Source organism: Mesorhizobium sp. C416B, from assembly GCF_030323165.1.
In the GTDB taxonomy this organism is placed as follows: Bacteria; Pseudomonadota; Alphaproteobacteria; order Rhizobiales; family Rhizobiaceae; genus Mesorhizobium.
Genome location: NZ_CP100471.1, coordinates 409,601 through 433,385 on the forward strand (window position 1 = coordinate 409,601; position 23,785 = coordinate 433,385).

Genomic DNA, 23,785 nt, shown 5'->3' on the forward strand with positions numbered 1-23,785 from the left:
ATCCGGAAAAGGCCTTGGCGGCAAATGTCGGATAAAAATGACGCGTCGGTGTTTTCAAGCTGTTCACGAAGCGTGAAGGCAACTTGCGGTGGCTGGCCGCAACGGTCTAGTGTCCCTCCACTTCAAAAGCCGATTGGGGGCACCGATGCAGTGGCTGGATAATGTGGCGGGTCCCGGATATGCCGCAGCGCTGCTGTGGACGTTTGCTGCCCTTGTCCTGCTGGTCATCGTGCTCATCATCATCAGGCTGGTCCGCAACCTGACCTTCGGCACCTTCGTTGCCGGCGGCAGGAACCGCAAGACACGGCTGGCGGTCATGGACGCCACGGCGGTCGACAGCCACCGCCGGCTGGTGCTCATCCGTCGCGACGACATCGAACACCTGCTTTTGATCGGCGGCCCGACCGACGTTGTCGTCGAGCGCGATATCAGACTTGCAGCGCCACGCCGTCCGGCATTGACCGGCGATGGCGGTGTTGGCCAGCAGCAACAGGCGCCGCGGCCGCGCGCAGCACAACCCGCTCCCACCGCGCCCGCAAGGCAGGCGCCACCGCCGCAACCGGTAAGGGCTGCTCCAGCCGCCGTTCCGCCGCGCCAGGCCGCACCGGCGCCGAAACCGGCTCAAATCTACCAGGCGAGCAATGTGACACCGCTGCCGGCCTATGGCTCCGCCGCCAATACTGCCCGGCAGGCCCCGCCACCGAAGCATGAGTCCATCGACGATACGCTGATGCGGGAACTCGAGGTCTCGCTCGACGATTCGCACCCCAAACCGGCAAGCAAGCCGGCTGCGAAGGCACCGCAGTCTCTCGACGACGAGATGACCAAGCTGCTCGGCGAACTCGCCAGCCAGAAACGATAAAGCCCGGCGAACCGTCACATCTTGCCGATTCCCGATCGACGCCGCTTAAGCGTCTCGTCCGTTTCAACGCGACGCGCTTTAACTTGGGGGCGGACTAAACCCTTCGGCCAAAAACAGAAATGGCCGGGAAACCCGGCCATTTCTGATGAAACAGTCCTGCCTGACGGCAGCGGCTCAATCGTCGCGATAGACCTTCTCGCGGCGTTCGTGGCGCTCCTGCGCTTCGATCGACAAGGTCGCGATCGGACGCGCATCCAGCCGCTTCAGCGCGATCGGCTCGCCGGTTTCCTCGCAATAGCCGTATGTGCCTTCATCAATGCGCTGCAGCGCCGAATCGATCTTTGAAATGAGCTTGCGCTGGCGGTCGCGGGCCCGAAGCTCGATGGCGCGGTCGGTTTCCGAGGAAGCGCGATCGGCGAGATCGGGATGGTTGGCGTTTTCCTGCTGCAGGATTTCGAGGGTTTCGCGCGCTTCGCGCAGTATGTCGGTCTTCCAGGTGACGAGCTTCAGGCGAAAGTAGGATTTCTGCCGTTCGTTCATGAACGGCTCGTCTTCGGAGGGTACGTAATTGGCTGTAACGATATCGTTCATTCGACTCACCCAACAACCCCAAATTTGGCGCCTATATATTCGCGCAGAGAAGGCTGCACAAGCGTAATCCGCGCGCGTTTCACGCAATTGTTAATGCCGCGCGGGCGATCCTCAGCAAAGCCTTCCATAGGAAGGGCGCGGGCGAATTCGCACATGATTCGCTGCGCTTGGGCGTCGCCGCCCATTGTGCCTCAGGCCTTTCTCGTGGCTAATCCAGTTGTGTCATTGGTGGGCAGCGCACCATTGGGGGTCCGGTGAGCAGACTGTATCTGTTGAGGCATGCGAAGGCTGGCTGGGCCCTGCCCGGCGTGCGCGACTTCGATCGCCCGCTCGACGCATCCGGCATTGCCGATGCCGAAATGATGGGGACGGCGATGCGTGCCCGCAACTACATCCCCGATATCACGCTCTGCTCCAACGCCAAGCGGGCGCGCCAGACGCTGGAAGGCATCGCCGGCCACACCGATACCGGCCGGGTGCTGTTCTTCGACACGCTCTACAGCGAGGATGCCGCCGGCTACCTCGCCATCATCCGCAGCAATGGCGGCCCCGGCTCGCTGCTGGTCATCGGCCACAATCCGATGACGGAAGACCTTGCCATGGCGGTCTCGGGCGACGGCGACGAGGCTGCTCGGGCCATCATGAACCATGGTTTCCCGACCTCCGGCCTTGCGGTCGTGCGCTTCGACGGCACCCTCACCGAGGCTGCGCAAGGGGCGGGCTACCTCGAAGCCTTCCTGACGCCCGTCGATCTCTGAGCCGAGCCGGCCGAGGCCGGGCGCCATTTCAAACTTGAACCGCAAAGCCTATATCGGGCGCAAGAGCACGCCTGAGAGAACAGATTTTGGCATCATCGCTGACCACTTTCACCGACGAAGCGAGAATTGCCCTGGATACGCTGTCGGGGCGTGCGAGCGGGCTTTTTTCGCCGTCGCTTCGGCTGGGCGTCACCGGCCTGTCCCGGGCCGGCAAGACGGTGTTCATCTCGGCTCTCGTCCACAATCTCATCCATGGCGGGCGCCTGCCGCTGTTCGAGGCGCAGAAGTCGGGACGGATCGCGCGCGCCTTCCTCGAGGAACAGCCGGACGATGCCGTGCCGCGTTTTCAGTACGAGGACCATATCTCCGCCCTGGTCAACGACCGCACATGGCCGGACTCGACGCGCGCCATTTCGGAACTCAGGCTCACCATCGAATATGAGTCTGCCTCCGGTTGGAACCGGATGTTTTCCAGCGGCCGATTGTCGGTCGACATCGTCGACTACCCCGGCGAATGGCTGCTCGACCTGCCGCTGCTCGGCAAATCCTTCGCCGATTTTTCGCGCGAGGCGTTCGAGATGGCGATGCTGCCGGTGCGGGCCGACCTGTCGCAGGACTGGCGGACGCTGTCGGCGACCATCGACCCCAATGCCGATGCCGATGAGATGACGGCGCGACGCCTCGCCGAGAGCTTTGCCGCCTACCTCAAGGCCTGCAAGCTCGACGAGCGGGCGCTTTCGACCTTGCCGCCCGGCCGTTTCCTGATGCCTGGCGACCTCGAGGGATCGCCGGCGCTGACCTTCGCGCCCTTGCTGCTCAAGGGTGAGAAACGGCCGCGCTCCGGCTCGCTGCAAGCGATGATGGAGCGCCGCTACGAAGCCTACAAGACGCATGTGGTGAAACCGTTCTTCCGCGAGCATATCACCCGCCTTGACCGCCAGATCGTGGTGATCGACGCTATGCAGGCGTTGAACGCCGGCCCCGGCGCGATGGCCGACCTGGAACGCGCGGTGACCGAAATCCTCTCCTGTTTCCGTCCTGGCCGAGGCAATTTCCTCACCGACCTGTTTTCACGCCGCATCGACCGCATCCTGGTTGCCGCGACCAAGGCCGACCATCTGCATCACGAAAGCCATGACCGCCTGCAGGCAATCGTGCGGCGGCTTGCCGACCGCGCCGTGGCGCGGGCGAATTTCACCGGCGCCGATGTCGACGTGGTCGCCATGGCGGCGGTGCGCGCGACGCGCGAAGGCACGGTCAAGCAAGGCCGCGAAACCCTGCCGGTGATCATCGGCACGCCGCTGAAGGGCGAGAAGATCAACGGCGAAACCTTTGATGGTAAAGCCGAAACCGCCATATTTCCCGGGGACTTGCCGGAGAAAATTGACGCGGTTTTCGACGTTTCGGAAGCCGACCACCGGCAGAGCAGCGACGATCCGGCGATCCGTTTCGTGCGCTTTCGCCCGCCAAAGCTCGAACGCACCGCTGAAGGCGTCACGCTGTCGCTGCCGCATATCAGGCTCGACCGCGCCTTGCAGTTCCTGATCGGAGACCATCTGGCATGACCGCGCCCCGCAGACCGGCAGCTTTCCGCATCGAGCCGGAGGCCGAACCGAAGCAGGAAACGCGCCGCCCCCATGCCGAGCCGCCGGCACGCAAGTCGCGCACCGTCGTCGTGCCGGCCGAGATCGATGTCTTCGATGAGCCGGACATTGTCGCCGCCGAACCGCCGCCGGCGACCGCGCCGCGCAGGCGCTCGCTGTTTGCCAGCCTGTTTTTCGGCGCGGTCGGCGTGCTGGTTTCGCTCGCCGTCGGCCTGTGGACCGACCAGCTCATCCGCGACCTGTTCGAGCGCGCAGAGTGGCTGGGGTGGCTGGCAGCGGGAATGGCCGCAATTGCCGTGTTGGCCCTCGCAGTCGTGCTGGTGCGCGAATTCCTGGCTATCGCCCGGCTGGCCGAGGTCGAAAAACTGCAAAAGCGGGCGCTCGATGCCATGGCGCGCGACGATCCGAAGGCTGCAAGGGCCGTCGTCGAAGAGCTTTCGGCCTTTGTCGCTGCGAAACCCGAAACCGCGGCCGGCAGGCGCTCCCTGGCCGAATTGCGCGGCGAGATCATCGATGGCGGCAATCTGGTGCGACTGGCCGAGACCGAGATTCTCGGGCCGCTCGATGCGAGAGCCAAGGTGATGATCCTCGAAGCAGCCAAACGCGTGTCGCTGGTCACCGCCGTCAGCCCCCGCGCACTCGTAGACGTTGCCTATGTCGTGTTCGAGGCCGGGCGCCTGATCCGCCGCTTGTCCGAACTCTACGGCGGCAGGCCGGGCACGCTGGGCTTTTTCCGGCTGGCGCGCAGCGTTCTTGCCCATCTGGCGGTGACCGGCTCGATCGCCGTCGGCGACAGCTTTGTCCAGCAGATCGTCGGCCATGGCCTTGCCGCACGGCTTTCGGCGAAACTCGGCGAAGGCGTGGTCAACGGCATGATGACGGCGCGTATCGGCATTGCTGCCATGGAGACGGCGCGGCCCCTGCCCTTCATTGCCGGCAGGCGGCCGGGTATGGGCGATTTCCTGTCGGCGCTGACCTCGTTTGCGGCCAGAAAAGAGAATGAAGCACCCGCCTCGACCAAGTGAACGCCCCCTCGCGGTCACCAAGCATTAACCAATCTTGTTCATGGTCGTCCAACAACAGCCTCCTTGTTGCCGGGTGTCGTCTATGAAAAGCGTAATCTTGTCCTGCGTCCTGCCCCTGGTCGCGCTTGCAGCACCTCTGGGCCCGACCGGGAAAGCCTTTGCAGCCGAGCCCGACAAACAGTTCTTCCGCACCGTCGAAGGCAAATGGGTCGGCCCGGGCGAAATCATCGCCGGCAAATACAAGGGCACGAAGTTCACCTGCAGCTTCGACGGCTCGACGCCGGACAACAAGACCGGCATGACGCTCGATGGCGACTGCCGCGTCGGTGTCTTCACCCAGAAAATGTCGGCGACCGTCGAGCGCAAGGGCCGCGACTACAAGGGCAATTTCATGGGCGGCGCCGCGGGGTCGGGCCTGGACATCATCGGCGGCAACGTGGTCGATGCCCGCAAAGTCGTCTTCACCATCAACCGCAACCAGCTGCGCGGCGTCATGCAGGCCCGCATTCCCGACGACAATTCGATGACGGTGACCATCGCCGTGCGCGTCGACCAGCAGCTGGTGCCGGTCATCGGCATGAGCCTCAAGCGCGTCGACGCCGTCGAAGTCGGCTCCATCGCCAAAAACTGACTCTCAAGCGGTTCCCCGAAAAAAGCGCGGAACGGGGTTGCACTGCGCGTTAGCTGAGCTGTTCCGCTCAGCTCGATGTCGGGAAGGACACGCCACCTTGCGGCCAGGTTGGCGCTCCTCAAGCACGGGCCGCTCGGGCCGCACCTTTCTGCCGCGACCGGACATGTGGCGCGCAACCGACGATGTCAGCGTCTCCGATGGCCCAAGCCACAGCAAGGCCAACGTGTCATGGTCCTGTGCGTGCCGGCGGTCCTCCGTGTCAGCGCGATGCGCTTTAAGAACACCAGCAAAAAAGGCGGCGGCTACTCGAGCCACCGCCTTCCTCAATTTCCGAACGAAGAATCAGCCCTTGATGGCGGCCGTCAGATCGTCATAGGCCTTGCAGGCGTCGGCCGGCGTGGTGGCGCCCTGATATTTGGTCGTCACAGCCTGCACCTTGGCGGTCAGGTCGGCGGCCTTGGTCGGATCCTTGGTGATCGCTTCCTGCAGCGCGGCGGTCATTTCCTGCGCCTTCTTGGCCGCGATTTCCTGCGTGCATTCAGGCGCCTTCGAACAGGCCGATGCGGCAAGCATGGCGACACCCACGCCGACGAGCAAAAACTTCTTCATGTCAGTCATTCTCCTCACGAAGGCAGAACTTGATCGTCGCTGCCTTCCAACGGCCGAAGCCTGGCGTCCCATAGCCGCCGATTGCGGCAAAACGCAACGTGTGCGGCGCATAAACCTGTGCAGCGCTGCTGCAACGGCGCGGACGGCCTGATTGAGGCCGCCCGTGTCAGACGAAGCGAGGTTTCAGCCACGAGGCTGCAGCAGCGCCAGTGCGGCCGTCGCCGCGGCAAGGACGGCGGTTAGGGTCAAAGGTCCCGTAGCGCCATAGGTGTCCACGACATAGCCGCCGACAACCGCACCGACGGTGATGGCAACCTGGAAGGAAGTGACCATCAGGCTGCCTGCTGCTTCCAGCGCATCAGGTGCCGCGCGAGACATATTGGTCGGCAGCACCACCGGCGCCATGCCGAAGGCGAAGCCCCACAGCGTAACAAAGCCGAAGGCAACGCCGGTTTGCGCGCCCCAAAGCACCAAAGCGAGTGCCGCAAACGCCATCAACGCGGCGGTAACTGCGAGGGCCATGTGGATGTTGGTGTCGGCCAGGCGGCCACCGGCAATATTGCCGATCACAGCGGCGATGCCGAACCCGAGCAGCGCCAGGGCAATCGGCCCGGTTGTGAGGAGCGTCACCTGTTCGAGGAACGGGCGCACATAGACCGAGCCGGCAAAATGCCCGGTCATCAGCAGAACAATGGCAAGCATGCCGAGTTGGATGCCACGCCGCCGTGTCAGCCGAAAGACGTCTGCAAGGCTGTTGCTTGCCGCCGCAGGCAAGGTCGGCAGGCTGAGAAGCTGCAGCAGCATGGCAAGCGCGGCCAGCCCCGCCGTCATGGCCATCGCGCTGCGCCATCCCAGCCAGTCACTGATCAACGCACCCATCGACGGCGCGGCAATGGTCGCGAGCGAGACGCCGAGGGTCACGATCGCCATGCCGCGACCTGTCGCATTGGCGCCGACCAGCCGCGCCACGACGGCAACGGAAAGTGCCCAGAAAGCGCTAAGAGCGATCCCCAACCCGGCCCGGCCCAGCAACAGCAGCCAGAAATTGGGCGCCAGCGCCGCAAGAATATTGGAACCGACCGCCAGGGCCATGAGGCCAACCAGCACCGCCTTGCGGTTCAATCGGCCGATGAGAACATTGCTCAACATGGCCGTCACGGCGCCAACGGAAGCGGTGGCGGTGACGACCTGTCCGGCAGTTCCCTCGCTGATGCCGAGATCGCGCGCCATCGGCGTCAACAGACCTGCCGGCAAGAACTCGGCTGACACCAGGGCAAAGCTGGTGGCCGCCAATGATAGGACCGCAAACCATGTGGCCGCGCTCCACGCGGCTGGTGCATCGGCATCAAGGCCGATTGCGGCGTCTTCAAGCTGTAATGTTGTGTCCGTCACGGAAAGATCTCCACAGTTGGAGATCTTAGATAGGCGAGTCCGCCCGGATGTTATGTACCTTAAAATCCGAAATTCATATCCATTCGTCCGGGAATTGTGCGACGCACAACGCCTGGCGAGACATTGGTGATGCGCTTGAACGCGCGGGCGAAGGACGCCTCGGAATCATAGCCCAAACGGGTAGCGACTTCGGCAACCGACAAGCCGTTTTGGCCCAGCAATTCGCGGGCAAGCTGCATTCGCAGGCGGGCGAGATAATGTGCGGCACCCTCCCCCAATACCGCGCTGAAGCGCTCGGCGAAAATCGAACGCGATTGGCCTGCCACGCCGGCGAGGCTTCCCAGCGTCCAGTTGTGGCCGGGGTCGCGGTGCATGGCCGCCAGAGCGCGGCCTATATGGGGGTCGCGGATGGCTGCGAGCCAACCGGTGGTCGATGCGCCGTTGCAATTGACCCAGCACCGGATGAGCCTGGCTGTCAGCAAATCCGCCATACGCGACAGGATGGTGGCGCTGCCCATCTGCGGTTGCGCGGCCTCCACCGTCATGGCCGCCAGCAAAGGGCCGACCATCGGGTCATTGCCGGCCACGTCGCAACCCTTGATGAGAGGCGGCATCAACGTGATCAACGGATTGAGCGCATAGGAGCCGAGAGACATGGAGCCGCAGAAAAGGGTGCTTGTCGCGCCCGTTCCCTGCCGTATCACTTCGCAAACGTTGCCGCCCAACTTGATCACCTGGCAGCCCTCGAGCGAATCGCCCACCACGTCCGGCGCACTCGCCAGCCGATGGGCGATGCCTTGCGGCAGCAGCACCAGATCGCCATCGCGCAACTCCTGCCAGCCTTGCGCTTCGGTGTGAATCCAGCATGGACCCTGGCCGACAAAGTGAAAACGAAGCAGTTGTTGTTGCGGAAAGTCTATGCTCCATGGGTGCCGGAGTTCGCAGCGGCCATAGTTGACGCCACTCAAGCGAAAGTCTTGCAGAACTTCGCTGAGCGCATCCATCGGGATATGTGGCAGCGGCGACGGCCGGGACGAATAATCAGGCATTTGTCAGATATAGATACCGGCCGTCCGACAGGCAAGCGCAGACTGTTGTTCCACCGGGGAATCGCTGCCACGGCACCCTACCCATCCTGGCAGGCTTCCCGCCCTTGCCTCCCGCTCCCGGTGCATGCAAGGAGTGCTGTCGGACACAGGGACAAGAGGCATGGCAGCGGAAGCATCGGGCAGCGATCTCATTCAGGTGGTGGCGCTGCTTGCCGCAGGCGTCGTCGCCGTTCCGATCTTCAAACGCATGGGGCTGGGCTCGATCCTAGGCTATCTCGCCGCGGGCGTGGTCATCGGCCCGTTCGGTATTGGCATTTTTTCCGAATCGGAAGCCATCCTGCATGTCGCCGAACTCGGCGTGGTCATGTTCCTGTTCATCATCGGGCTGGAGATGCAGCCGTCGCGGCTATGGGGCCTGCGCCGCGAGATTTTCGGCCTCGGCGCGCTGCAGGTCGGCGTCTGCGCCTTGCTGCTCACCGGTGTTGGTCTCGCCGGCGGCTTTCCGATCGCGCAATCCTTCGTTGCCGGCGCCGGCTTTGTCCTGACCTCGACGGCGATCGTCATGCAGCTTCTGGAAGAGCGTGGCGAGATGGCCAGCCCCAAGGGCCAGCGCATCGTGTCCATCCTGCTGCTCGAGGATCTGGCAATCGTGCCGCTTCTGGCGCTGGTCGCCTTCCTGGCGCCGGGCGGCAGCGAGATGACCCTGCAGCAAAGGCTGACCGAAATCGGCATCGGTCTTGGCGCCATCGTCGGGCTGGTGGTGGCCGGCCGCTATCTGCTCAACCCGTTCTTCCGCATCCTGGCCGACGCCAAGGCGCGCGAAGTCATGACGGCGGCAGCCCTTCTGGTCGTGCTGGGGTCGGCGCTGGTCATGCAGCTTTCCGGCCTCTCGATGGCGATGGGCGCCTTCCTCGCCGGCGTGCTGTTGTCGGAATCGACCTTCCGCCACCAGCTGGAGGCCGACGTCGAGCCATTCCGCGGCATCCTGCTTGGCCTTTTCTTCCTCGCCGTCGGCATGTCGCTCGACCTACATGTGGTGGCCGACAACTGGCGGCTGATCGCCGTCTATGTCGTCGCCTACATGGCGATGAATGCGCTCGGCATCTACCTCGTCGCCCGCTTGCTGAAGAGCGGTCATCGTGAAGCGCTGGAACGCGCCGTGATCATGGCGCAAGGCGGCGAATTCGCCTTCGTCCTCTATTCGGCCGCGGCGGCGGTTGGCATCATCGACAGCCGGGCCAACGCAACGCTGACCGCGATCATCATCATCTCCATGGTGCTGACGCCGCTGGCCATCATTGCGCTCAAATATGTGACGCCGCGCGACGAGCAGTCGCTTGAAGGCGTCGACATCGCCGACGGCCTTACCGGCAGTGTGCTGGTCATCGGCTTCGGCCGTTTCGGCCAGATCGCCAGCCAGCCGCTTTTGTTGCGCGGCATCGACGTGTCGATCATCGACAATGATGTCGAAATGATCCAGGCGGCCGCCGATTTCGGCTTCAAGGTCTATTATGGCGACGGCACGCGGCTCGACATTCTGCGCGCCGCAGGTGCAGGCCGCGCCCGCGCCGTGCTGATCTGCGTCGACAAGCCGGACGCCGCCGTGCGCATGGCGGAACTGATCAAGGCGGAGTTCCCGCTGCTGACTGTCCTGGCGCGTGCCTTCGATCGTGGCACCGCGCTGTCGCTCATCCGCGCCGGGGTCGACTTCCAGCTGCGCGAGACCTTCGAATCGGCCCTCGTCTTCGGCGGTTCCGCGCTCGAGGTTTTGGGCGTCGAGCCGGAAGATGTCGCCGATGTCATCGAGGATGTGCGACGGCGCGACAATGCCCGACTGGAGACGCAACTGGCCGAAGGCGTCCGCGCCGGGCAACGTTTCCTCAGGGGCAATACCGGCACGCCGATCCCGACGCCGCTGACGCAACCGCGCCGGCCCGGCCAGGCGCTGAACGAAGAGACGGCCGGCGTGCTGCACAAGCCCGAGCCCGCCGATCAGGGGGAAAGCTGATGACCGCATCGGATGAGCGCGCGCTCGCCGTCACCAAATTCTGGCGCGAGGCCGGCGAAGACGCGTGGTTCGAGAAGAACGACGTCTTCGACGCGGATTTCCGCAGCAGGTTTCTCGACCTGCACTTTGCCGCCGCGCGGCGCGAGTGCGACGCATGGTCGGAGCATGCCGAGGGTTCGCTGGCGCTGATGATCCTGCTCGACCAGTTTCCGCGCAACTGCTTTCGCGGCTCAGGCCATATGTACGCCACCGATCCGCTGGCACGGCACTTTGCCGCCAAGGCGATTGCGGCCGGCCATGACCTTTCGCTGGAAGAAAACCTGCGCGTCTTCCTGTACCTGCCCTACGAACATTCGGAACTGCCCGCCGACCAGGACAGATCGGTCGAGCTCACCACCGCCAGGGCGCCGGAGTATGTGAAATACGCCATCGAGCACCGCGACATCATCCAGCGCTTCGGCCGCTTTCCGCACAGGAACAAGATGCTTGGCCGCGAGACGACGGCGGACGAACAGGCATTTCTCGATGGCGGCGGCTTCTCCGGTTAACCCAGCCACCAATCGCGGCCGGAAGCCAGCCGCTCTATGCCTGACGTATCGACGGCGCTGAGCCGCTCGGTCACGCTCCTGCCGCCCACCGCCAGATCCGGCGCGATCTCTGCCAAGGGCGCCAGCACGAAGGCGCGCTCCACCATTCGGGGATGCGGCACCTCCAGCCCGGTTTCGTGGATTGTGCGGTCGCCGAACACCAATATGTCGATGTCGATCAGGCGCGGACCCCAGCGCTCCTCGCGCACCCGCTTCAGCTTGCGCTCGGCCTCGAGGCAGAGGTCGAGCAGCGCCCTTGGCGCCAGCGAGGTCGAGATTTCGGCAGCGGCGTTGAGGAAATCCGGCTGGTCGAGCTTGCCCCAGGGCGGCGTGCGGTAAAGTGAGGAGACGGCGACGACGCGCGTGCTCTCGTCGGCGTCGAGCAGGCGCAGCGCCGCCGCCATCGAGGCCGAGGGATCGCCAAGATTGCCGCCAAGGCTGAGATAGACCGTGTTATTGTTACTCTGGCCAGACAACGGTCACCTCGACATAATCGAGCACGCCGGGCACCGGTGCGTTGGGCTTGCGCACGGTGATCTCGGCCTTCCTGATCTGCGGGAACCGTGAAGTCAGCGCCTTCGCCACTTCGAGCGCCAGCGCCTCGATCAGGAAGCGGCGATGTCCAGTGACGATCTTTTCAATCACCGTGAAGGCGATGCCGTAATTGACGGTGTCCTCGATGGAATCATCCTCCAGCGGGCGGCTGGGCTCGACCGTCAACTCGGCATCGACATAAAAACGCTGGCCAAGCGCCTCTTCCTCATCCAGCACGCCGTGCCGGGCAAAGAAGGCGCAGTTCTTCATGCGGATGACGTACATTTCTTAGTGTCCTGGGCTCAGCGTCCTGGCTTTTCGCGCGCCAGCATAGCATCGGCGACCGCCAGTGCGTCCACGTTGATTGCGACATCGTGGACGCGAAACAGATCGGCGCCCTTCAGCCTCAGAATGACACTGGTGGCTACCGTCCCGGCGGCGCGCGCGCCGGCTTCGCGGCCGGTGACGGTGCCGATGAAGCGTTTTCTGGAGGTGCCGGCCATCAAGGGAAAACCGAGCTCCTTAAGCTCGGAAAACCGCGCCATCAGGTCGAGGTTTTCCTCAGCCGTCTCCTTGGCGAAGCCGAAGCCGGCATCGAGTACGATATGATCGTCCGCAACGCCGCTGCGCCTGGCGTCTTCCAGCGAAGCCTTGAGGAACAAAAACTGGTCGGCGATGACGTCGGGCAGTTTTTGCCGCCCGCGCCCGGTATGCATGATGACCAGTCCGGCGCCGGTCTCGGCGGCGACGCGGGCGATGCCGGGTTCACGCTGCAAGCCCCAGACATCGTTGACGATATGCGCGCCGGCGGCGACGGCCAAGCGCGCGGTTTCCTCGCGATAGGTGTCGACCGAAATCAGGGCTTCGCCTGAACTGGCAAGTGCTGCGATCACCGGCAGGATGCGGGTCTGCTCTTCTTCAGGCGTCACGGGCGAGGCGCCGGGGCGCGTCGATTCCCCGCCGATATCGACGACGGCGGCGCCTTCTTCCACCATGCGGTGCGCCTGCGCCACCGCCTGGTCAGGCGTGATGAACAGTCCGCCATCCGAAAAACTGTCGGGCGTGACGTTGAGAATGCCGACCACAATGGCTTTCTCGCCAAGGTCGAGATGGCACTTATGCGCCAGTTGCCATCGCCTTGTCGTCATTGTCCTTCAACCATGTGTCTCATTGGCATGTGGCTCATTGGCATGTGGCTCATCGAGCGCTTGCAATCCATCAACGATGCGTGATCGGTGGAAGATCAATTCCGTTGCGCCGGCAACGGCCGTAAAGCAAGGTGAGTGAAGAGGCAACATGATGAAACGACCCCTGCTCTGCGCCCTGATGCTGGCTTTGACCGTCCTGCCGGCGAATGCTGCCAATCTGGTGAAGACCTACAGCTATTTTGCCATCGGCGGCAGCACGCTCGATGACATCGAGACGCAATTGTCGAAGCATGGACCCGAGGTGAAAAGCACCGGGATGCGGCATCCAGGCGCCACCCAGATGGCGTTCACCACCCGCATCAGCTACGCGCAAACCGCAGACACCTGCCGCATCGCCAAGGCCGCCGTTACCGTCAAGGTCAAGGTCATCCTTCCGGAGTGGCGCAGGCCGCGCAAGGCCGATCCCGATGTCAGGCTGTTCTGGGACACCCTGTCGGCTGATATCAAGCGCCATGAGGAGCGTCATGTCGAGATCGCCAAGAACCACGGCCGTCTGCTCGAAGACGCGCTGAACGCGAGCTTTGCGCAAAAGACCTGCGCCGGGGCAAAGGCGAAGGCGGCGCAGATCACCGCGGCCGAACTCGCCAGGCATGACCAGGACCAATTGCGCTTCGACCGCGTGGAAGGCGTGAATTTCGAAAGCCGCATCCTGCGGCTGCTGCGCTACCGCATGCAGCGCGTCGAGAACGGCCAGCTTCCGCCCGGCTGAAACACGGCGATACCAAGCCAATTCTGCCGAAACATGAGGCCAGCCCCAGAAAATTTTCGGGCATAGGTCGAAATCGGCCTATACGGGACGACATATGTCAGGCTCGCAAGATATGTCAGGCTGGCAAGGCGCGAGCTTCGAAACACCAGATCAAGACCAATTGAGGCGGCGCGTAGCGGAGCGGCCATTTGGCGCCGCGCAATCGCTCTCAAACTTTATGGATGAACTGATATGGACCAAGCTGTCGACAAGCCGGCTAGGCTGCCTCCCGCCGCACCGCTGACGGAAAGCGAGAAGAACGTCATCATCGCCGGCATCCTGCTGTCAATGCTGCTGGCAGCGCTTGACCAGACAATCGTCGCGCCGGCCATGCCGACCATCGGCCGTTCGCTCGGCCACGCCGACTACCTGCCGTGGATCGTGACCGGATATCTCCTGACGGCGACGGCCATGGCGCCGCTCTACGGCAAGATTTCCGACGTCTACGGCCGCCGGCCGACCGTCTATGCGGCGATCCTGATCTTCCTTCTGGGATCGCTGGTCAGCGCCATGGCCCCCAACATGTTCGTGCTGGTCATCGGCCGGGCGATCCAGGGTGCGGGCGGCGGTGGCCTGTTCGCCCTGGCGCAGATCGTCATCGGCGATCTTGTGCCGCCGCGCGAACGGGCGCGCTATGCCGCGTGGATTTCGGGCACCTGGGCGGTCGCCAGCATCGCCGGACCTCTGCTCGGCGGCGGTTTTGCCGAACATCTGCACTGGTCGCTGATCTTCTGGATCAACATCCCGCTTGGCATCGTGGCCATGGCAATCATCAACAAGCCGCTGCGCAAACTGCCGGTCGCCGCAAAGCGGCATCGCATCGACGCGCTGGGCGCGCTGCTTCTGGTGGTGGCGACTGCGTTGCTGCTTTTGGCCCTCAACTGGGGCGGCAGCGCTTATCCATGGGCCTCGCGCGAGATCGTCGGGCTGCTCGCCTGTTCGGCGGTTTTCTGGGGTGCGTTCGCATTGCGGCTGATGCGTGCGGCCGAGCCGCTGATTTCGCTTGAAGTGCTGAGCAATCCGATCGTGCTTGCCGGCACGGCGTCGATGTTCCTGCTGCAGGCCGCCAATATCGGCCTGTCGGTGTACCTGCCGGTCTATCTGCAGTCGATCATCGGCCTGTCGGTCAGCCAGTCGGGCCTTGCCATGCTCGGCCTGCTGCTCGGAACGGTCGCCGGCGCGACCTTCAGCGGCCGCACGATACCGCGCTTCTTCCACTACAAGCGTATAGCCATGGTCGGCGTTCTCTTCGCCATTATCTGCCTTGGCGTGCTCAGCCTGGTCGCCGGCCGCGCCTCGCTGCTGGTGGTCGAGCTCTTGACCATCTGCATCGGCCTTGGAAGCGGCACCACTTTCCCGGTCGCCACCGTATCGGTGCAGAACGCCGTCGACCGCGCGCATCTCGGCGTTGCCACCGGCGTGCTGACCTTCCTGCGTTCGCTGGGCAGCGCGCTCGGCGTCGCCATGCTCGGCGCCGTCGCGCTCGGCTATGGCCTGCCGCTTGCCGGCGAAGGCGCGCCGGCTGCCGGACAGATCGTCTCGGCGACGCCCTTCATGATGATCTTCCTTGCCGCGGCCGTCACGCTCGTGCTGGCGCTGATGACGCTGGCGCTGATGCCGGAGAAGTCACTGCGCGGCCGCGACGACGCCGAGGCGCCAGTCGTTCTGGTGGAGTGATCCGGAAAGCCCTGTAGGACCTACTCCACGACGCCGAGCTTCTTCTGCAGGCTGGTCGACGACGTCGTGTACTGGAAGACGATGCGCTCACCGGGGCTGATGATGCGCTTGGCGGCCTGCGCCATCAGCGCCACCTCGTGAAAACCCGAAAGGATCAGCTTCAGCTTGCCTGGGTACCAGTTGATATCGCCGACGGCAAAGATGCCTGGCACCGAGGTCTGGAATTTCTCGGTATCGACCGGAATGAGGTTCTCATGAAGGTTGAGCCCCCATTCGGCGATCGGGCCCAGCTTCATGGTCAGGCCGAAGAACGGCAGCATACGCGTGCACGGCACCTCGATGTCGCCGTCGGGCCCGCCCTTGATGGTAGCAGAGGCCAGCTCGCCATCGGCGCCGGTCAGGCCGCTCACCTGGCCGACCCGGAACTCCAGCTGCTTCATCTCCTGCATGGCGTACATCTTGTTGACGCTGTCGGGCGCCGCCCTGAATTCCGGCCGGCGATGGACCAGCGTGACGCTTTTTGCCACCGGCTGCAGATTCAGCGTCCAGTCGAGTGCGGAATCGCCGCCGCCGACGATGACGAGGTCGTGGCCGCGGAATTCCTCCATACGGCGCACCGAATAGAAGACGCTCCTGCCCTCATAGGCCTCGATGCCGGGAATGGGCGGCCGTTTGGGCTGGAACGAGCCGCCACCGGCGGCGATCACCACCACCTTGGCTTCGAACACCTCGTTCTCGTCGGTGGTGACCCGAAATGAGCCGTCGTCAAGCTTTTCCAGGCTGGAGACCATGCGGTTGAAGGTAAAATCCGGCTTGAACGGGTGAATCTGCTCGAGCAGTCTGTCGACCAGGCCTTGCGCCGAGATCGATGGCCAGCCTGGAATGTCGTAGATCGGCTTTTCCGGATAGAGTTCGGCGCATTGGCCGCCCGGTCGGTCGAGGATGTCGATCAGATGGCACTTCATGTCGAAGAGGCCAAGTTCGAACACGGCGAACAGGCCGACCGGACCCGCCCCGACGATGAGTGCGTCCGTCTTGATTACATCGGTCATGCCAGGCGAGCCTCATTGTCAGACTGGGGCGAAACTGGCGCGAGACTGCATGAGCATTGGCCCGCTGCCAAGCGGCGGCGGGAAAAATCAGATGGTACGGGAGATCAACCCTGGCGAGCCGGCACGCGCACGACCAGGCCGTCAAGCGCGTCGCGCACCTTGATCTGGCAGGACAGCCGCGAGTTCGGCTGGACGTCATAGGCGAAGTCCAGCATGTCCTCTTCCATCGCCTCCGGCTCGCCGACCTCGGCCGTCCAGGCTTCGTCGACATAGACATGGCAGGTCGCGCAGGCGCAGGCGCCGCCGCATTCTGCCTCGATGCCCGGCACCGCGCTACGGATCGCATTCTCCATGACGGTCGAGCCGTTTTCGGCCTCGACATCGAAAGGAGTGCCGTCATGGGCAATGAAGGTCAGCTTGGTCATTTATCACCTGAAGGGAGTCCCAGCCGAGATAATCACTCCACCGGACAAGTCAACTGCGGCGCGAAAGCGCCGCTTTGTGACGTTTTTTCGGAAAGCTGGCCAAAGCACGCCCTGGCCCCGTCGATTCATCCCGGTGGCCGCTGCCGAGCGGCAGCCATTACCGGCTGATGGCGGCGATGAAATCGCGCACTTCCTCGATCAGGGTGCCGAGGCGCTTGAGGATGCGCGCATCTTCCGGCTGCTGTTCGATCGAGGTGGCGCAGTCGGCGATGGCAAAGGCGCCGACCCCGCGCGCCGAACCTTTCAGCCCATGCGCCAGAAGCAGTCGCTCCCTGACATCGGCATCGACTATTCTGTCGCGGACGGAAAGCGCCTGCTGTACGAACAGCGCCAATACCTCCTGTTCGAGGGCGCGATCGCCCATAGTCTGACGGGCCAGATGGGCCAGATCCACTGGGCGCGAACGGGCCGGTCCCGACGCATCGCCGCCCGGCATTGAGAAGGCAATGCCGCTTTCACCGCGTACCAATTTGAAACTCCTTGTGCCGATCGCCGAAAAAACTAGGCGATTTCCGTCGCCAACGCGTTAATGAATGGGCTGGAAAATTGTTGCCGTTGAGGCGGTTAGATCACGTTGTCGTTAACCTTATATTTAAAGTTTTACGTATCTCGCGGAATGCATGTTTTCTTTACCCCTGTGTGTCATTACGATACGAAGGTCCATTTTCAGCCTCCTGCGTGGGATAAGACGAGCCAGAATCAGGCAAAAATAAGAAGTCCCTCGGCAGCTAGTACAGGGTAGCGAAGGCATGGCGAAGAAACCAACGACGACCAGAACTCTCGACAGCGACGTAGCCAGGGAACTCGAAAAGGCACTAGACCTCGATCTCAGCGGAGACGGCAGCGGCGATCTCGATATCGCGGCGTCGATGGAAGATCTGGAAGCGCAGATATCGCAGGCCGCGGACGAACTGGCGCGCGAAGGCCGCCCCCAGAAGCCCGCCCCCGCTCAAAATGCGCCCGTCCAACAAAACCAGAGTGCGAAGCCGGCAGCCAAGCCCGCCGAGCTGCGCCCGGTCGAATCGCGCAACAGCGCGCAGCCAGCCGGCTTCAAGCCGGCAAACGATGACCGCCAGAAAGATTACAAGACGCTGCTGCACAGCCTCAACCGGCGCGCGTCTAGCACGATCTATTGGGTCGTGGCGTTCGTGTCGCTGGCCTGGATCGCCGGCGCCGGCGGCCTCGCCAATCTGCTGTTTGGCCCCAGCATCTGGAAAATTCGTACATTCGATCAAATCCTGGCCCGCCCTGAACTGATCGGCCTGGCGATCGCGGCAATCATACCGGTCGTCCTGTTTTGGGCCTTCGCGGCGATGATCCGCCGCGCGCAGGAAATGCGCATTGCCGCGCAGTCGATGACGGAAGTGGCTTTCCGTCTGGCGGAGCCGGAAAACCTCGCCCAGGATCGCGTGATGATGATCGGCCAGGCCGTTCGCCGTGAAGTGGCGGCGATGGGCGAAGGCATCGAGCGCACGCTGGCGCGCGCCGTCGAACTCGAAACGCTGGTCCACAGCGAGGTCAACCAGATCGAACGCTCCTATTCGGAGAATGAATCGCGCATCCGGTCGCTGGTCGACGGGCTGGGCAGCGAGCGCGAAGCCGTCGTCACTCATGCCGAGCGCGTGCGCGCCTCGATCACCGGCGCGCATGAAACGCTGAAGGACGAGATCGGCGCGGCCTCCGACATTATTCGCGACTCTATCCTCAACGCGTCGACCAAGCTGTCGATGACGATCACGAATTCCGGCGACACGCTGATCGACCGCATCAATGAAAGCTCGATGTCGATCTTCGATTCCGTCGAAACCCGGCTGGATTCGATCACCGACAGGCTGTCGACATCGGGCGAAGCCTTTGCTTCGCTGCTCGACACCCGCATCGCCAAGCTGACGGACACCACAGACGGCCTGACCCGGTCGCTGACCGACCTGCTCGACGACCGCACCACCGGTATGGTGTCGCTGCTCGGCGGCGCCGCCCGCACCCTGAGCTCGGAATTCGAGTCCAGCCTGAACGGCATCGAGCGGACGCTGGCCGAGCGCGGCCAGGCGCTGATCAGCGAATTCCAGACCCGCGCCGAAGCACTCGATACCGGCACGCAGAAGCTCAACGCCGCGCTCGAGGCGCGCGCCCGCCAGATCAACGAAACGCTGGTCGAGCGCGCCCGCGAGATCGCCCACACCTTTGCCGAGAGCAAGGATCATTTGTCGGCCATGATCGATCAGGGCAAGACCCAGATCGGCGCCGACATGGCCGACATCGTCTCGTCGACCTCGTCGATGCTCGAAGCCCGCGCCAGCGATTTCGCCGGCCGGATGGAAGCCGCCCGCCATGTCGTGTCGCGCTCATTCGACACCGACATCCAGCGTCTTGCCGATGCCCGTGTCGGCATCGAGGACGCCGTCGAAAACCACAGCCGCAAGCTGTCCGAAAGCCGCGAACGCATGGCGGCTGCCATGCAGGCGGACCTGGCGAAGTTCGCCGAGGGCCGCGCCGGCATCGATGCGGCCGTAACGAACCAGGTGCAGAAGCTGGCCGAAGGCCGCAACCTGATCTCGCGCGCCCTGGAAGAGGATCTGCGCAAGGTCAACGAGTCGCGCGCCGCCATCGACGCGTCGCTGGGCAGCCATCTCGAGCGGCTTGAAGAAGGCCGCAACCGGCTCAACCAGGCTTTGCATGAAGACTCCGGAAAACTTGTGCAAGCCCGTACGATCATTGACGAAATGGTCGCCGGGCATGTCGGTAAGCTGGCCGAAGGCCGCAACATTCTGTCGCGCGCCCTGGAAGCCGATCTCGGCAAGCTCGCCGACAGCCGCGCCTCGATTGACGGGCTGGTCGCCGGCCAGGTTGAAAAGATCGCCGAAGGCCGCGCCATCCTGACCAAGGCGCTCGAAAACGACATTATCGGCATCAAGGGCGTGATCGAGAACCACTCTGCGAAACTGGCCGAGGATCGCACCGAACTCAGCAAGGCGCTGGAGAACGACCTGTCCGGCATCAGAGGCCTGCTCTCCGACCATTCGAGCCGGCTTGCCGACGATCGTGGCCTGTTGTCACAGACGCTCGAGGCCGACCTCGCCAAGCTCGCCGAGAGCCGGTCGAGCATCGACGGGCTGGTCGCCGGCCAGGTCGAGAAGCTGGCCGAGGGCCGCGATATCCTCAAGCGCGCGCTCGAAGCCGACCTCAACACCATCAAGGGCGCCATCGCGGGTCATTCCGACAAGGTGGCGGAAGAGCGCGGTCAGCTTTCCAAGGCACTGGAGGCCGATCTGCAGAATGTGAACAGCCTGATCGCCGACCACTCGAACCGGCTTGTTCAGGATCGTTCGACGCTATCCCAGGCGCTTAAGGATGACCTTCAGAATGTGAACAGCCTGATCACCGACCACTCGAGCCGGCTTGTCCAGGATCGTTCGACGCTATCCCAGGCGCTTCAGGACGATTTGCACAATGTCAGCGGCATCATGGCCGATCATCAAAACAGGCTCGTCCAGGACCGTTCGGCGCTCTCAAAGGCACTGGAAGACGACATCGCCAAGCTGGCGGAGAGCCGCTCCAACATCGATGGGCTGGTCGCCGGACAGGTCGAGAAGCTCGCCGAGGGCCGAGACATCCTCACACGGGCGCTCGAAGCCGATCTCAATGCGATCAGGAGCGCCATTGCCGACCAGTCGCAGAAGCTGAGCGAAAACCGTGGCGAGTTCGCACGGGTGCTGGAAGCGGATTTGGAAAATGTCAACAGCCTGATCGAGGGTCACAGCGACAAGCTCGTCCGGGATCGCGCGACGCTGTCGAAGGCTCTCGAGGACGACCTCGCCAAGCTGGCCGAGAGCCGGTCGAGCATCGACGGACTGGTCGCAGGCCAGGTCGAGAAGCTGGCCGAGGGCCGAGACATCCTGAAACGTGCGCTGGAAGCCGACCTGCAGAAGCTGTCGGCAAGCCGCGGTGAGGTCGACGACATCATCGCCGGCCATGTCGGCAAGTTGGCCGAAGGCCGCAACATGTTGACCCAGGCGCTGGAAGACGATCTGGCAAAGCTCGCCGACATACGTAAGGATGTCGACCGCTCGCTGTCGGGCCATATCGACCAGATTGCCGGCAGAAGCACCGATATCTCGGCGGCAATCGCTGCCGATGTCGAGAAGATCGAGCAGGCCTTCAGCAAGCAGACCGGCATCATCGAAGAGCGCGCCGGAACCATGGAGCGCGCGTTGTCGGTGGGTGTCGACAATGTCCGCAGCGTGCTTGAAAAGAGCGCCGTCTTCGTTGCCGGCGCGCTCCGCGAGAAGGTCATGGAAGTCACCAGCGCGCTGCACGAACAGGCCGGTGCTGCCTTCAGCGACGCAGACCGCAAGATCGCCGAGCGTGCCGAGCAGACCTCGGCCGCCCTTTTGGCCCGGGCCGAGGACATCGCCCGCACCTTCGAGGACGCGGATCGCCGTCTGCACGCACGTGCCGAGGACACATCGAGCGTCCTGCTTGCTCGCGCCGAGGATACGACGAATGCCTTGCTTGCTCGCGCCGAAGACACAACGAGCGTGCTGCTTGCCCGACATGACGAGACGTCGAACTCGCTGCTCGCCCGCGCCGAAGAAACGGCCGGACGGCTGGCTGCCCGCGCCGGCGAGATCGCCGGCACGTTCGACGCCGCCGACCAGAAGCTGGTCGCGCGCGCGGTGGAGACGGCGCAGTCGCTGGCCGACCGCGCCGGCGACATCCTGCGTAACTTCGAGGGCGCCGACCAGCGGCTGAGCATGCGCATCGGCGAATCCGCCGAAGCGCTGGCCGCCCGCGCCTCGGACCTTGGCCGCATCTTCGACGCCGCCGACCAGCAGCTGATCTCGCGCATTGCCGAGGGTTCGGACGCGCTGTCGGCACGCGCCACCGAGATCAGCCGCATCTTCGACGAGGCCGATCACCGCCTGGTGTCGCGCATCGCCGACTCCACGTCGACGATCGGCGAGCATGCCGACAACATCGTCGGTGCCTTCGCCAGCACCGAGCAGCGCGTTGCCGAACGCGCACGCCAGACCGGCCAAGAACTTGCCGTCCACGCCCGCGAGATGGAGCAGGCTCTTGCCGGCGCCGACGAGCGGCTGGCCGCGAGCGTTGCGTCTGCAGCTTCGCGCGTCGAGGAACAGGTCGCCAGCGTCGAGAACCGCCTTCTTTATACGACGGAGACGATGGGCCAGAAGCTCAACGAGCAGGTTTCCAGCGCAGAAGCTCAGCTGATCTCGCGCGCCAACACGATTGCGGAGACTTTTACCGCAGTCGGCCAGCACATCGGCCAGAGCACCAACGACGCTGCCAAGACCATCGGCACCAATACCCGCGAGCTCAACACGATGCTGGCGGCGCGTTCGGCCGAGATGGCGAAGATCCTGGACGAAACCGCGCGGCCGCTGGTCGAGCGCTTCGCCCAGGGCGGCTCGGAACTGCAAAAGAGCATGGAAGAGGTCACCGAACGCGCGACCGAGAAGCTGCGCAGCGAAAATGCCGCCCTCGTCAACGCGCTCGCCAGCCGCACCGCCGAAACGCTGTCGGCCGTCGAAGGCGCGCGCTCGTCGCTCGCCGATAGCGTCGCCGACCTCATCGGCCGCATGAGCGTCTCCAGCTCGCAGCTTGGTGAGCTGATCGAACAGGCGGCGATCAACCTCGGCCAGGTTGACGAACGTCTGAGCGGCAGCACGCAAAGCTTCGCGGCAACCACCGAAAAGGCCGCGCAGACCTTCGCCAGCTCGGCACGCCTGGTCGATTCGAACACGACGCGGCTTACCGAACTGTCGTCGTCGACCCTGCGCGAAGTGGCCTCGATCGCCACCAAGTTCGACGAGCACAGCCGCTTGCTGTCCTCGGCTTCGGATCTGTTGAGCTCGGCGCAGAGCAATCTGGAGCACACGCTTGAGCGGCAATCGTCGCTCGAAGATCTCGCCGTCGGCCTTGTCAAGAAGTCGGAAGACCTCGAGAAGGTGATGCGTTCGTTCGAAAACCTTGTCGGCCAGACGATGCAGAATGCCGAAGGCAAGACGCTGGCATCAGCCGACAAGATCCGCATCGCCATAACGGAAGTGGTCGATTCGGCAACCAGCCGGTTCGCCGATGCGACCGAGGAGATGCGGCGCACCGCAAGCTCGATCAAGAGCGAGCTCGACCTCACCCGCGCCGAGCTCAAGAAGGGCGTCATCGAGATGCCGGAAGAGGCCAAGGAATCGACCTCGGCGATCCGCCGTGCCGTTGCCGAGCAGATCAACGCGCTCAAGGAACTTTCGGATATCGTTGCGAAATCGGGACGCGGCGGCGACAATGCCGAACCGCGCGCCCTGCGCCCGGCGCCGCAGGCGCCAGTGCAGCGCCCGGCCGAGCCGGTACGCCGCCCGCCGCCGGCGCCACAGCCGGAACGCCCTGCTCCGCAGGCGCCGCTGGGCGGCCTGCGTGGCACGCTCGATATCGAACGCCCCGCCGAAGCACCGCGCCAGCGCGACGCCAACGCCCGCACGCCGCAAGGCGGCTGGGTGCGCGATCTCCTGACCGGGGCATCGCGCGAGGAGGAAGTCGCCAGGCCGGCTGCGCCCGCGGAAGCACCGCGCGCAACTCCCGCCCAGCGCTCGCCGCTGCATGTCATGGAGTCGCTCAACTCGCTCTCGGTCGATATTGCCCGGGCGATCGACCACGACGCCTCGATCGAGCTGTGGAACCGCTACCGGCGCGGCGAGCGTGACGTGTTCACGCGCCGCCTCTACACGCTCAAGGGCCAGCAGACCTTTGACGAAATCCGCCGCAAATATCAGGCCGAGGCGGAGTTCCGCGCCGCCGTCGACCGCTACTGCGACGATTTCGAGAAGCTGCTCAAGGACGTCTCGCGCAACGACCGCGACAACATCATGGCGCAGACCTACCTGACGTCGGACACCGGCAAGGTCTACACCATGCTGGCCCATGCGAGCGGCCGTTTGCACTAGCTAGGA

20 protein-coding genes are annotated in these 23,785 nt (G+C 64.0%); 10 read left to right on the forward strand and 10 right to left on the reverse strand.

The genetic code is table 11. The features are described 5' to 3' along the window. Positions 1 to 145 precede the first annotated feature (145 nt). Positions 146 to 862, forward strand: a complete 717-nt coding sequence (locus tag NLY43_RS02125) for a flagellar biosynthetic protein FliO (RefSeq protein ID WP_023693371.1) — start codon at positions 146 to 148, stop codon at positions 860 to 862. Between the two features lie 174 nt (positions 863 to 1,036). On the opposite strand, the gene dksA is transcribed toward NLY43_RS02125, so the two are convergent. Beyond that, positions 1,037 to 1,453: an RNA polymerase-binding protein DksA gene (gene dksA, locus NLY43_RS02130; protein WP_023673491.1), complete on the reverse strand. Its 417-nt coding sequence runs from the start codon at positions 1,451 to 1,453 to the stop codon at positions 1,037 to 1,039. 254 nt (positions 1,454 to 1,707) lie between these two features. On the opposite strand from dksA, the gene NLY43_RS02135 reads away from it, so the two are divergent. The 4 genes from NLY43_RS02135 (at position 1,708) to NLY43_RS02150 (ending at position 5,471) form a co-directional block, all read left to right on the forward strand. Further along, positions 1,708 to 2,211 (forward strand): SixA phosphatase family protein, encoded by a 504-nt coding sequence (locus NLY43_RS02135; RefSeq protein ID WP_023693370.1) that lies wholly within the window; start codon positions 1,708 to 1,710, stop codon positions 2,209 to 2,211. An 86-nt stretch (positions 2,212 to 2,297) separates the two neighbouring features. Then, on the forward strand, positions 2,298 to 3,776 hold the full coding sequence (locus NLY43_RS02140) for a YcjX family GTP-binding protein (RefSeq protein WP_023712398.1): 1,479 nt from the start codon (positions 2,298 to 2,300) through the stop codon (positions 3,774 to 3,776). Beyond that, positions 3,773 to 4,840 carry a YcjF family protein gene (locus NLY43_RS02145; RefSeq protein WP_023712399.1) on the forward strand — a complete coding sequence of 356 codons (1,068 nt, stop codon included), beginning with the start codon at positions 3,773 to 3,775 and terminating at the stop codon, positions 4,838 to 4,840. The genes NLY43_RS02140 and NLY43_RS02145 overlap by 4 nt, the downstream gene beginning before the upstream one ends. 82 nt (positions 4,841 to 4,922) lie before the next feature. After that, entirely contained in the window at positions 4,923 to 5,471 is a 549-nt protein-coding gene (locus NLY43_RS02150; protein WP_023673495.1) for a hypothetical protein, read from the forward strand. Between the two features lie 342 nt (positions 5,472 to 5,813). On the opposite strand, the gene NLY43_RS02155 is transcribed toward NLY43_RS02150, so the two are convergent. The 3 genes from NLY43_RS02155 to NLY43_RS02165 all read right to left on the reverse strand — a co-directional run bounded on the left by NLY43_RS02155 (position 5,814) and on the right by NLY43_RS02165 (position 8,521). Further along, positions 5,814 to 6,080, reverse strand: coding sequence for a hypothetical protein (locus NLY43_RS02155; RefSeq protein WP_023685989.1), 267 nt, complete (start codon positions 6,078 to 6,080; stop codon positions 5,814 to 5,816). A 183-nt stretch (positions 6,081 to 6,263) separates the two neighbouring features. Further along, a complete protein-coding gene (locus tag NLY43_RS02160; RefSeq protein ID WP_023688655.1) occupies positions 6,264 to 7,472 on the reverse strand; it encodes an MFS transporter in 1,209 nt (402 codons plus the stop codon). A gap of 59 nt (positions 7,473 to 7,531) precedes the next feature. Further along, positions 7,532 to 8,521, reverse strand: coding sequence for an AraC family transcriptional regulator (locus NLY43_RS02165; protein WP_023673498.1), 990 nt, complete (start codon positions 8,519 to 8,521; stop codon positions 7,532 to 7,534). Positions 8,522 to 8,681: 160 nt separating this feature from the next. On the opposite strand from NLY43_RS02165, the gene NLY43_RS02170 reads away from it, so the two are divergent. After that, positions 8,682 to 10,529 carry a monovalent cation:proton antiporter-2 (CPA2) family protein gene (locus NLY43_RS02170; protein ID WP_023673499.1) on the forward strand — a complete coding sequence of 616 codons (1,848 nt, stop codon included), beginning with the start codon at positions 8,682 to 8,684 and terminating at the stop codon, positions 10,527 to 10,529. Then, positions 10,529 to 11,077, forward strand: a complete 549-nt coding sequence (locus NLY43_RS02175) for a DUF924 family protein (protein ID WP_023673500.1) — start codon at positions 10,529 to 10,531, stop codon at positions 11,075 to 11,077. The genes NLY43_RS02170 and NLY43_RS02175 overlap by 1 nt, the downstream gene beginning before the upstream one ends. Here NLY43_RS02175 and folK read toward each other — a convergent pair. Genes folK through folP form a run of 3 tightly spaced genes read right to left on the reverse strand, consistent with a single transcriptional unit; the run spans position 11,074 to position 12,798 of the window. Next, on the reverse strand, positions 11,074 to 11,592 hold the full coding sequence (gene folK / locus NLY43_RS02180; RefSeq protein WP_023685987.1) for a 2-amino-4-hydroxy-6-hydroxymethyldihydropteridine diphosphokinase: 519 nt from the start codon (positions 11,590 to 11,592) through the stop codon (positions 11,074 to 11,076). The two genes, NLY43_RS02175 and folK, sit on opposite strands and share 4 nt — an antisense overlap. After that, positions 11,576 to 11,935, reverse strand: a complete 360-nt coding sequence (gene folB / locus NLY43_RS02185) for a dihydroneopterin aldolase (protein ID WP_023673502.1) — start codon at positions 11,933 to 11,935, stop codon at positions 11,576 to 11,578. The genes folK and folB overlap by 17 nt, the downstream gene beginning before the upstream one ends. Before the next feature lie 17 nt (positions 11,936 to 11,952). Next, a complete protein-coding gene (gene folP / locus NLY43_RS02190; protein WP_023712400.1) occupies positions 11,953 to 12,798 on the reverse strand; it encodes a dihydropteroate synthase in 846 nt (281 codons plus the stop codon). A gap of 148 nt (positions 12,799 to 12,946) precedes the next feature. Between folP and NLY43_RS02195 the strand changes: the two genes are divergently transcribed. Both NLY43_RS02195 and NLY43_RS02200 read left to right on the forward strand, forming a co-directional pair. Then, on the forward strand, positions 12,947 to 13,567 hold the full coding sequence (locus tag NLY43_RS02195) for a DUF922 domain-containing Zn-dependent protease (protein ID WP_023728091.1): 621 nt from the start codon (positions 12,947 to 12,949) through the stop codon (positions 13,565 to 13,567). A gap of 231 nt (positions 13,568 to 13,798) precedes the next feature. Beyond that, on the forward strand, positions 13,799 to 15,283 hold the full coding sequence (locus tag NLY43_RS02200; RefSeq protein WP_023712401.1) for an MDR family MFS transporter: 1,485 nt from the start codon (positions 13,799 to 13,801) through the stop codon (positions 15,281 to 15,283). Positions 15,284 to 15,303: 20 nt separating this feature from the next. On the opposite strand, the gene NLY43_RS02205 is transcribed toward NLY43_RS02200, so the two are convergent. From NLY43_RS02205 to NLY43_RS02215, 3 genes are all read right to left on the reverse strand, one after another. Continuing rightward, a complete protein-coding gene (locus NLY43_RS02205; protein WP_023712402.1) occupies positions 15,304 to 16,335 on the reverse strand; it encodes an NAD(P)/FAD-dependent oxidoreductase in 1,032 nt (343 codons plus the stop codon). 104 nt (positions 16,336 to 16,439) lie between these two features. Then, positions 16,440 to 16,760, reverse strand: a complete 321-nt coding sequence (locus tag NLY43_RS02210) for a 2Fe-2S iron-sulfur cluster-binding protein (RefSeq protein WP_023673507.1) — start codon at positions 16,758 to 16,760, stop codon at positions 16,440 to 16,442. A 157-nt stretch (positions 16,761 to 16,917) separates the two neighbouring features. Then, on the reverse strand, positions 16,918 to 17,256 hold the full coding sequence (locus tag NLY43_RS02215; protein ID WP_023688665.1) for an Hpt domain-containing protein: 339 nt from the start codon (positions 17,254 to 17,256) through the stop codon (positions 16,918 to 16,920). A 313-nt stretch (positions 17,257 to 17,569) separates the two neighbouring features. Between NLY43_RS02215 and NLY43_RS02220 the strand changes: the two genes are divergently transcribed. Then, entirely contained in the window at positions 17,570 to 23,779 is a 6,210-nt protein-coding gene (locus NLY43_RS02220; RefSeq protein ID WP_286459569.1) for a kinesin, read from the forward strand. The last annotated feature ends 6 nt before the right edge of the window (positions 23,780 to 23,785 follow it).

Excerpts from the sequence above, each read along its gene's own strand:
- NLY43_RS02150 (WP_023673495.1), top strand. The coding sequence starts at position 4,923 with ATGAAAAGCGTAATCTTGTCCTGCGTCCTGCCCCTGGTCGCGCTTGCA.
- NLY43_RS02155 (WP_023685989.1), bottom strand. The coding sequence starts at position 6,080 with ATGAAGAAGTTTTTGCTCGTCGGCGTGGGTGTCGCCATGCTTGCCGCA.
- NLY43_RS02205 (WP_023712402.1), bottom strand. The coding sequence starts at position 16,335 with ATGACCGATGTAATCAAGACGGACGCACTCATCGTCGGGGCGGGTCCG.
- NLY43_RS02220 (WP_286459569.1), top strand. The coding sequence starts at position 17,570 with ATGGCGAAGAAACCAACGACGACCAGAACTCTCGACAGCGACGTAGCC.
- NLY43_RS02125 (WP_023693371.1), top strand. The coding sequence starts at position 146 with ATGCAGTGGCTGGATAATGTGGCGGGTCCCGGATATGCCGCAGCGCTG.
- folB (WP_023673502.1), bottom strand. The coding sequence starts at position 11,935 with ATGTACGTCATCCGCATGAAGAACTGCGCCTTCTTTGCCCGGCACGGC.
- NLY43_RS02145 (WP_023712399.1), top strand. The coding sequence starts at position 3,773 with ATGACCGCGCCCCGCAGACCGGCAGCTTTCCGCATCGAGCCGGAGGCC.
- NLY43_RS02165 (WP_023673498.1), bottom strand. The coding sequence starts at position 8,521 with ATGCCTGATTATTCGTCCCGGCCGTCGCCGCTGCCACATATCCCGATG.
- NLY43_RS02215 (WP_023688665.1), bottom strand. The coding sequence starts at position 17,256 with ATGCCGGGCGGCGATGCGTCGGGACCGGCCCGTTCGCGCCCAGTGGAT.
- NLY43_RS02175 (WP_023673500.1), top strand. The coding sequence starts at position 10,529 with ATGACCGCATCGGATGAGCGCGCGCTCGCCGTCACCAAATTCTGGCGC.
- dksA (WP_023673491.1), bottom strand. The coding sequence starts at position 1,453 with ATGAACGATATCGTTACAGCCAATTACGTACCCTCCGAAGACGAGCCG.
- NLY43_RS02170 (WP_023673499.1), top strand. The coding sequence starts at position 8,682 with ATGGCAGCGGAAGCATCGGGCAGCGATCTCATTCAGGTGGTGGCGCTG.
- NLY43_RS02210 (WP_023673507.1), bottom strand. The coding sequence starts at position 16,760 with ATGACCAAGCTGACCTTCATTGCCCATGACGGCACTCCTTTCGATGTC.
- folP (WP_023712400.1), bottom strand. The coding sequence starts at position 12,798 with ATGACGACAAGGCGATGGCAACTGGCGCATAAGTGCCATCTCGACCTT.
- NLY43_RS02195 (WP_023728091.1), top strand. The coding sequence starts at position 12,947 with ATGATGAAACGACCCCTGCTCTGCGCCCTGATGCTGGCTTTGACCGTC.
- NLY43_RS02200 (WP_023712401.1), top strand. The coding sequence starts at position 13,799 with ATGGACCAAGCTGTCGACAAGCCGGCTAGGCTGCCTCCCGCCGCACCG.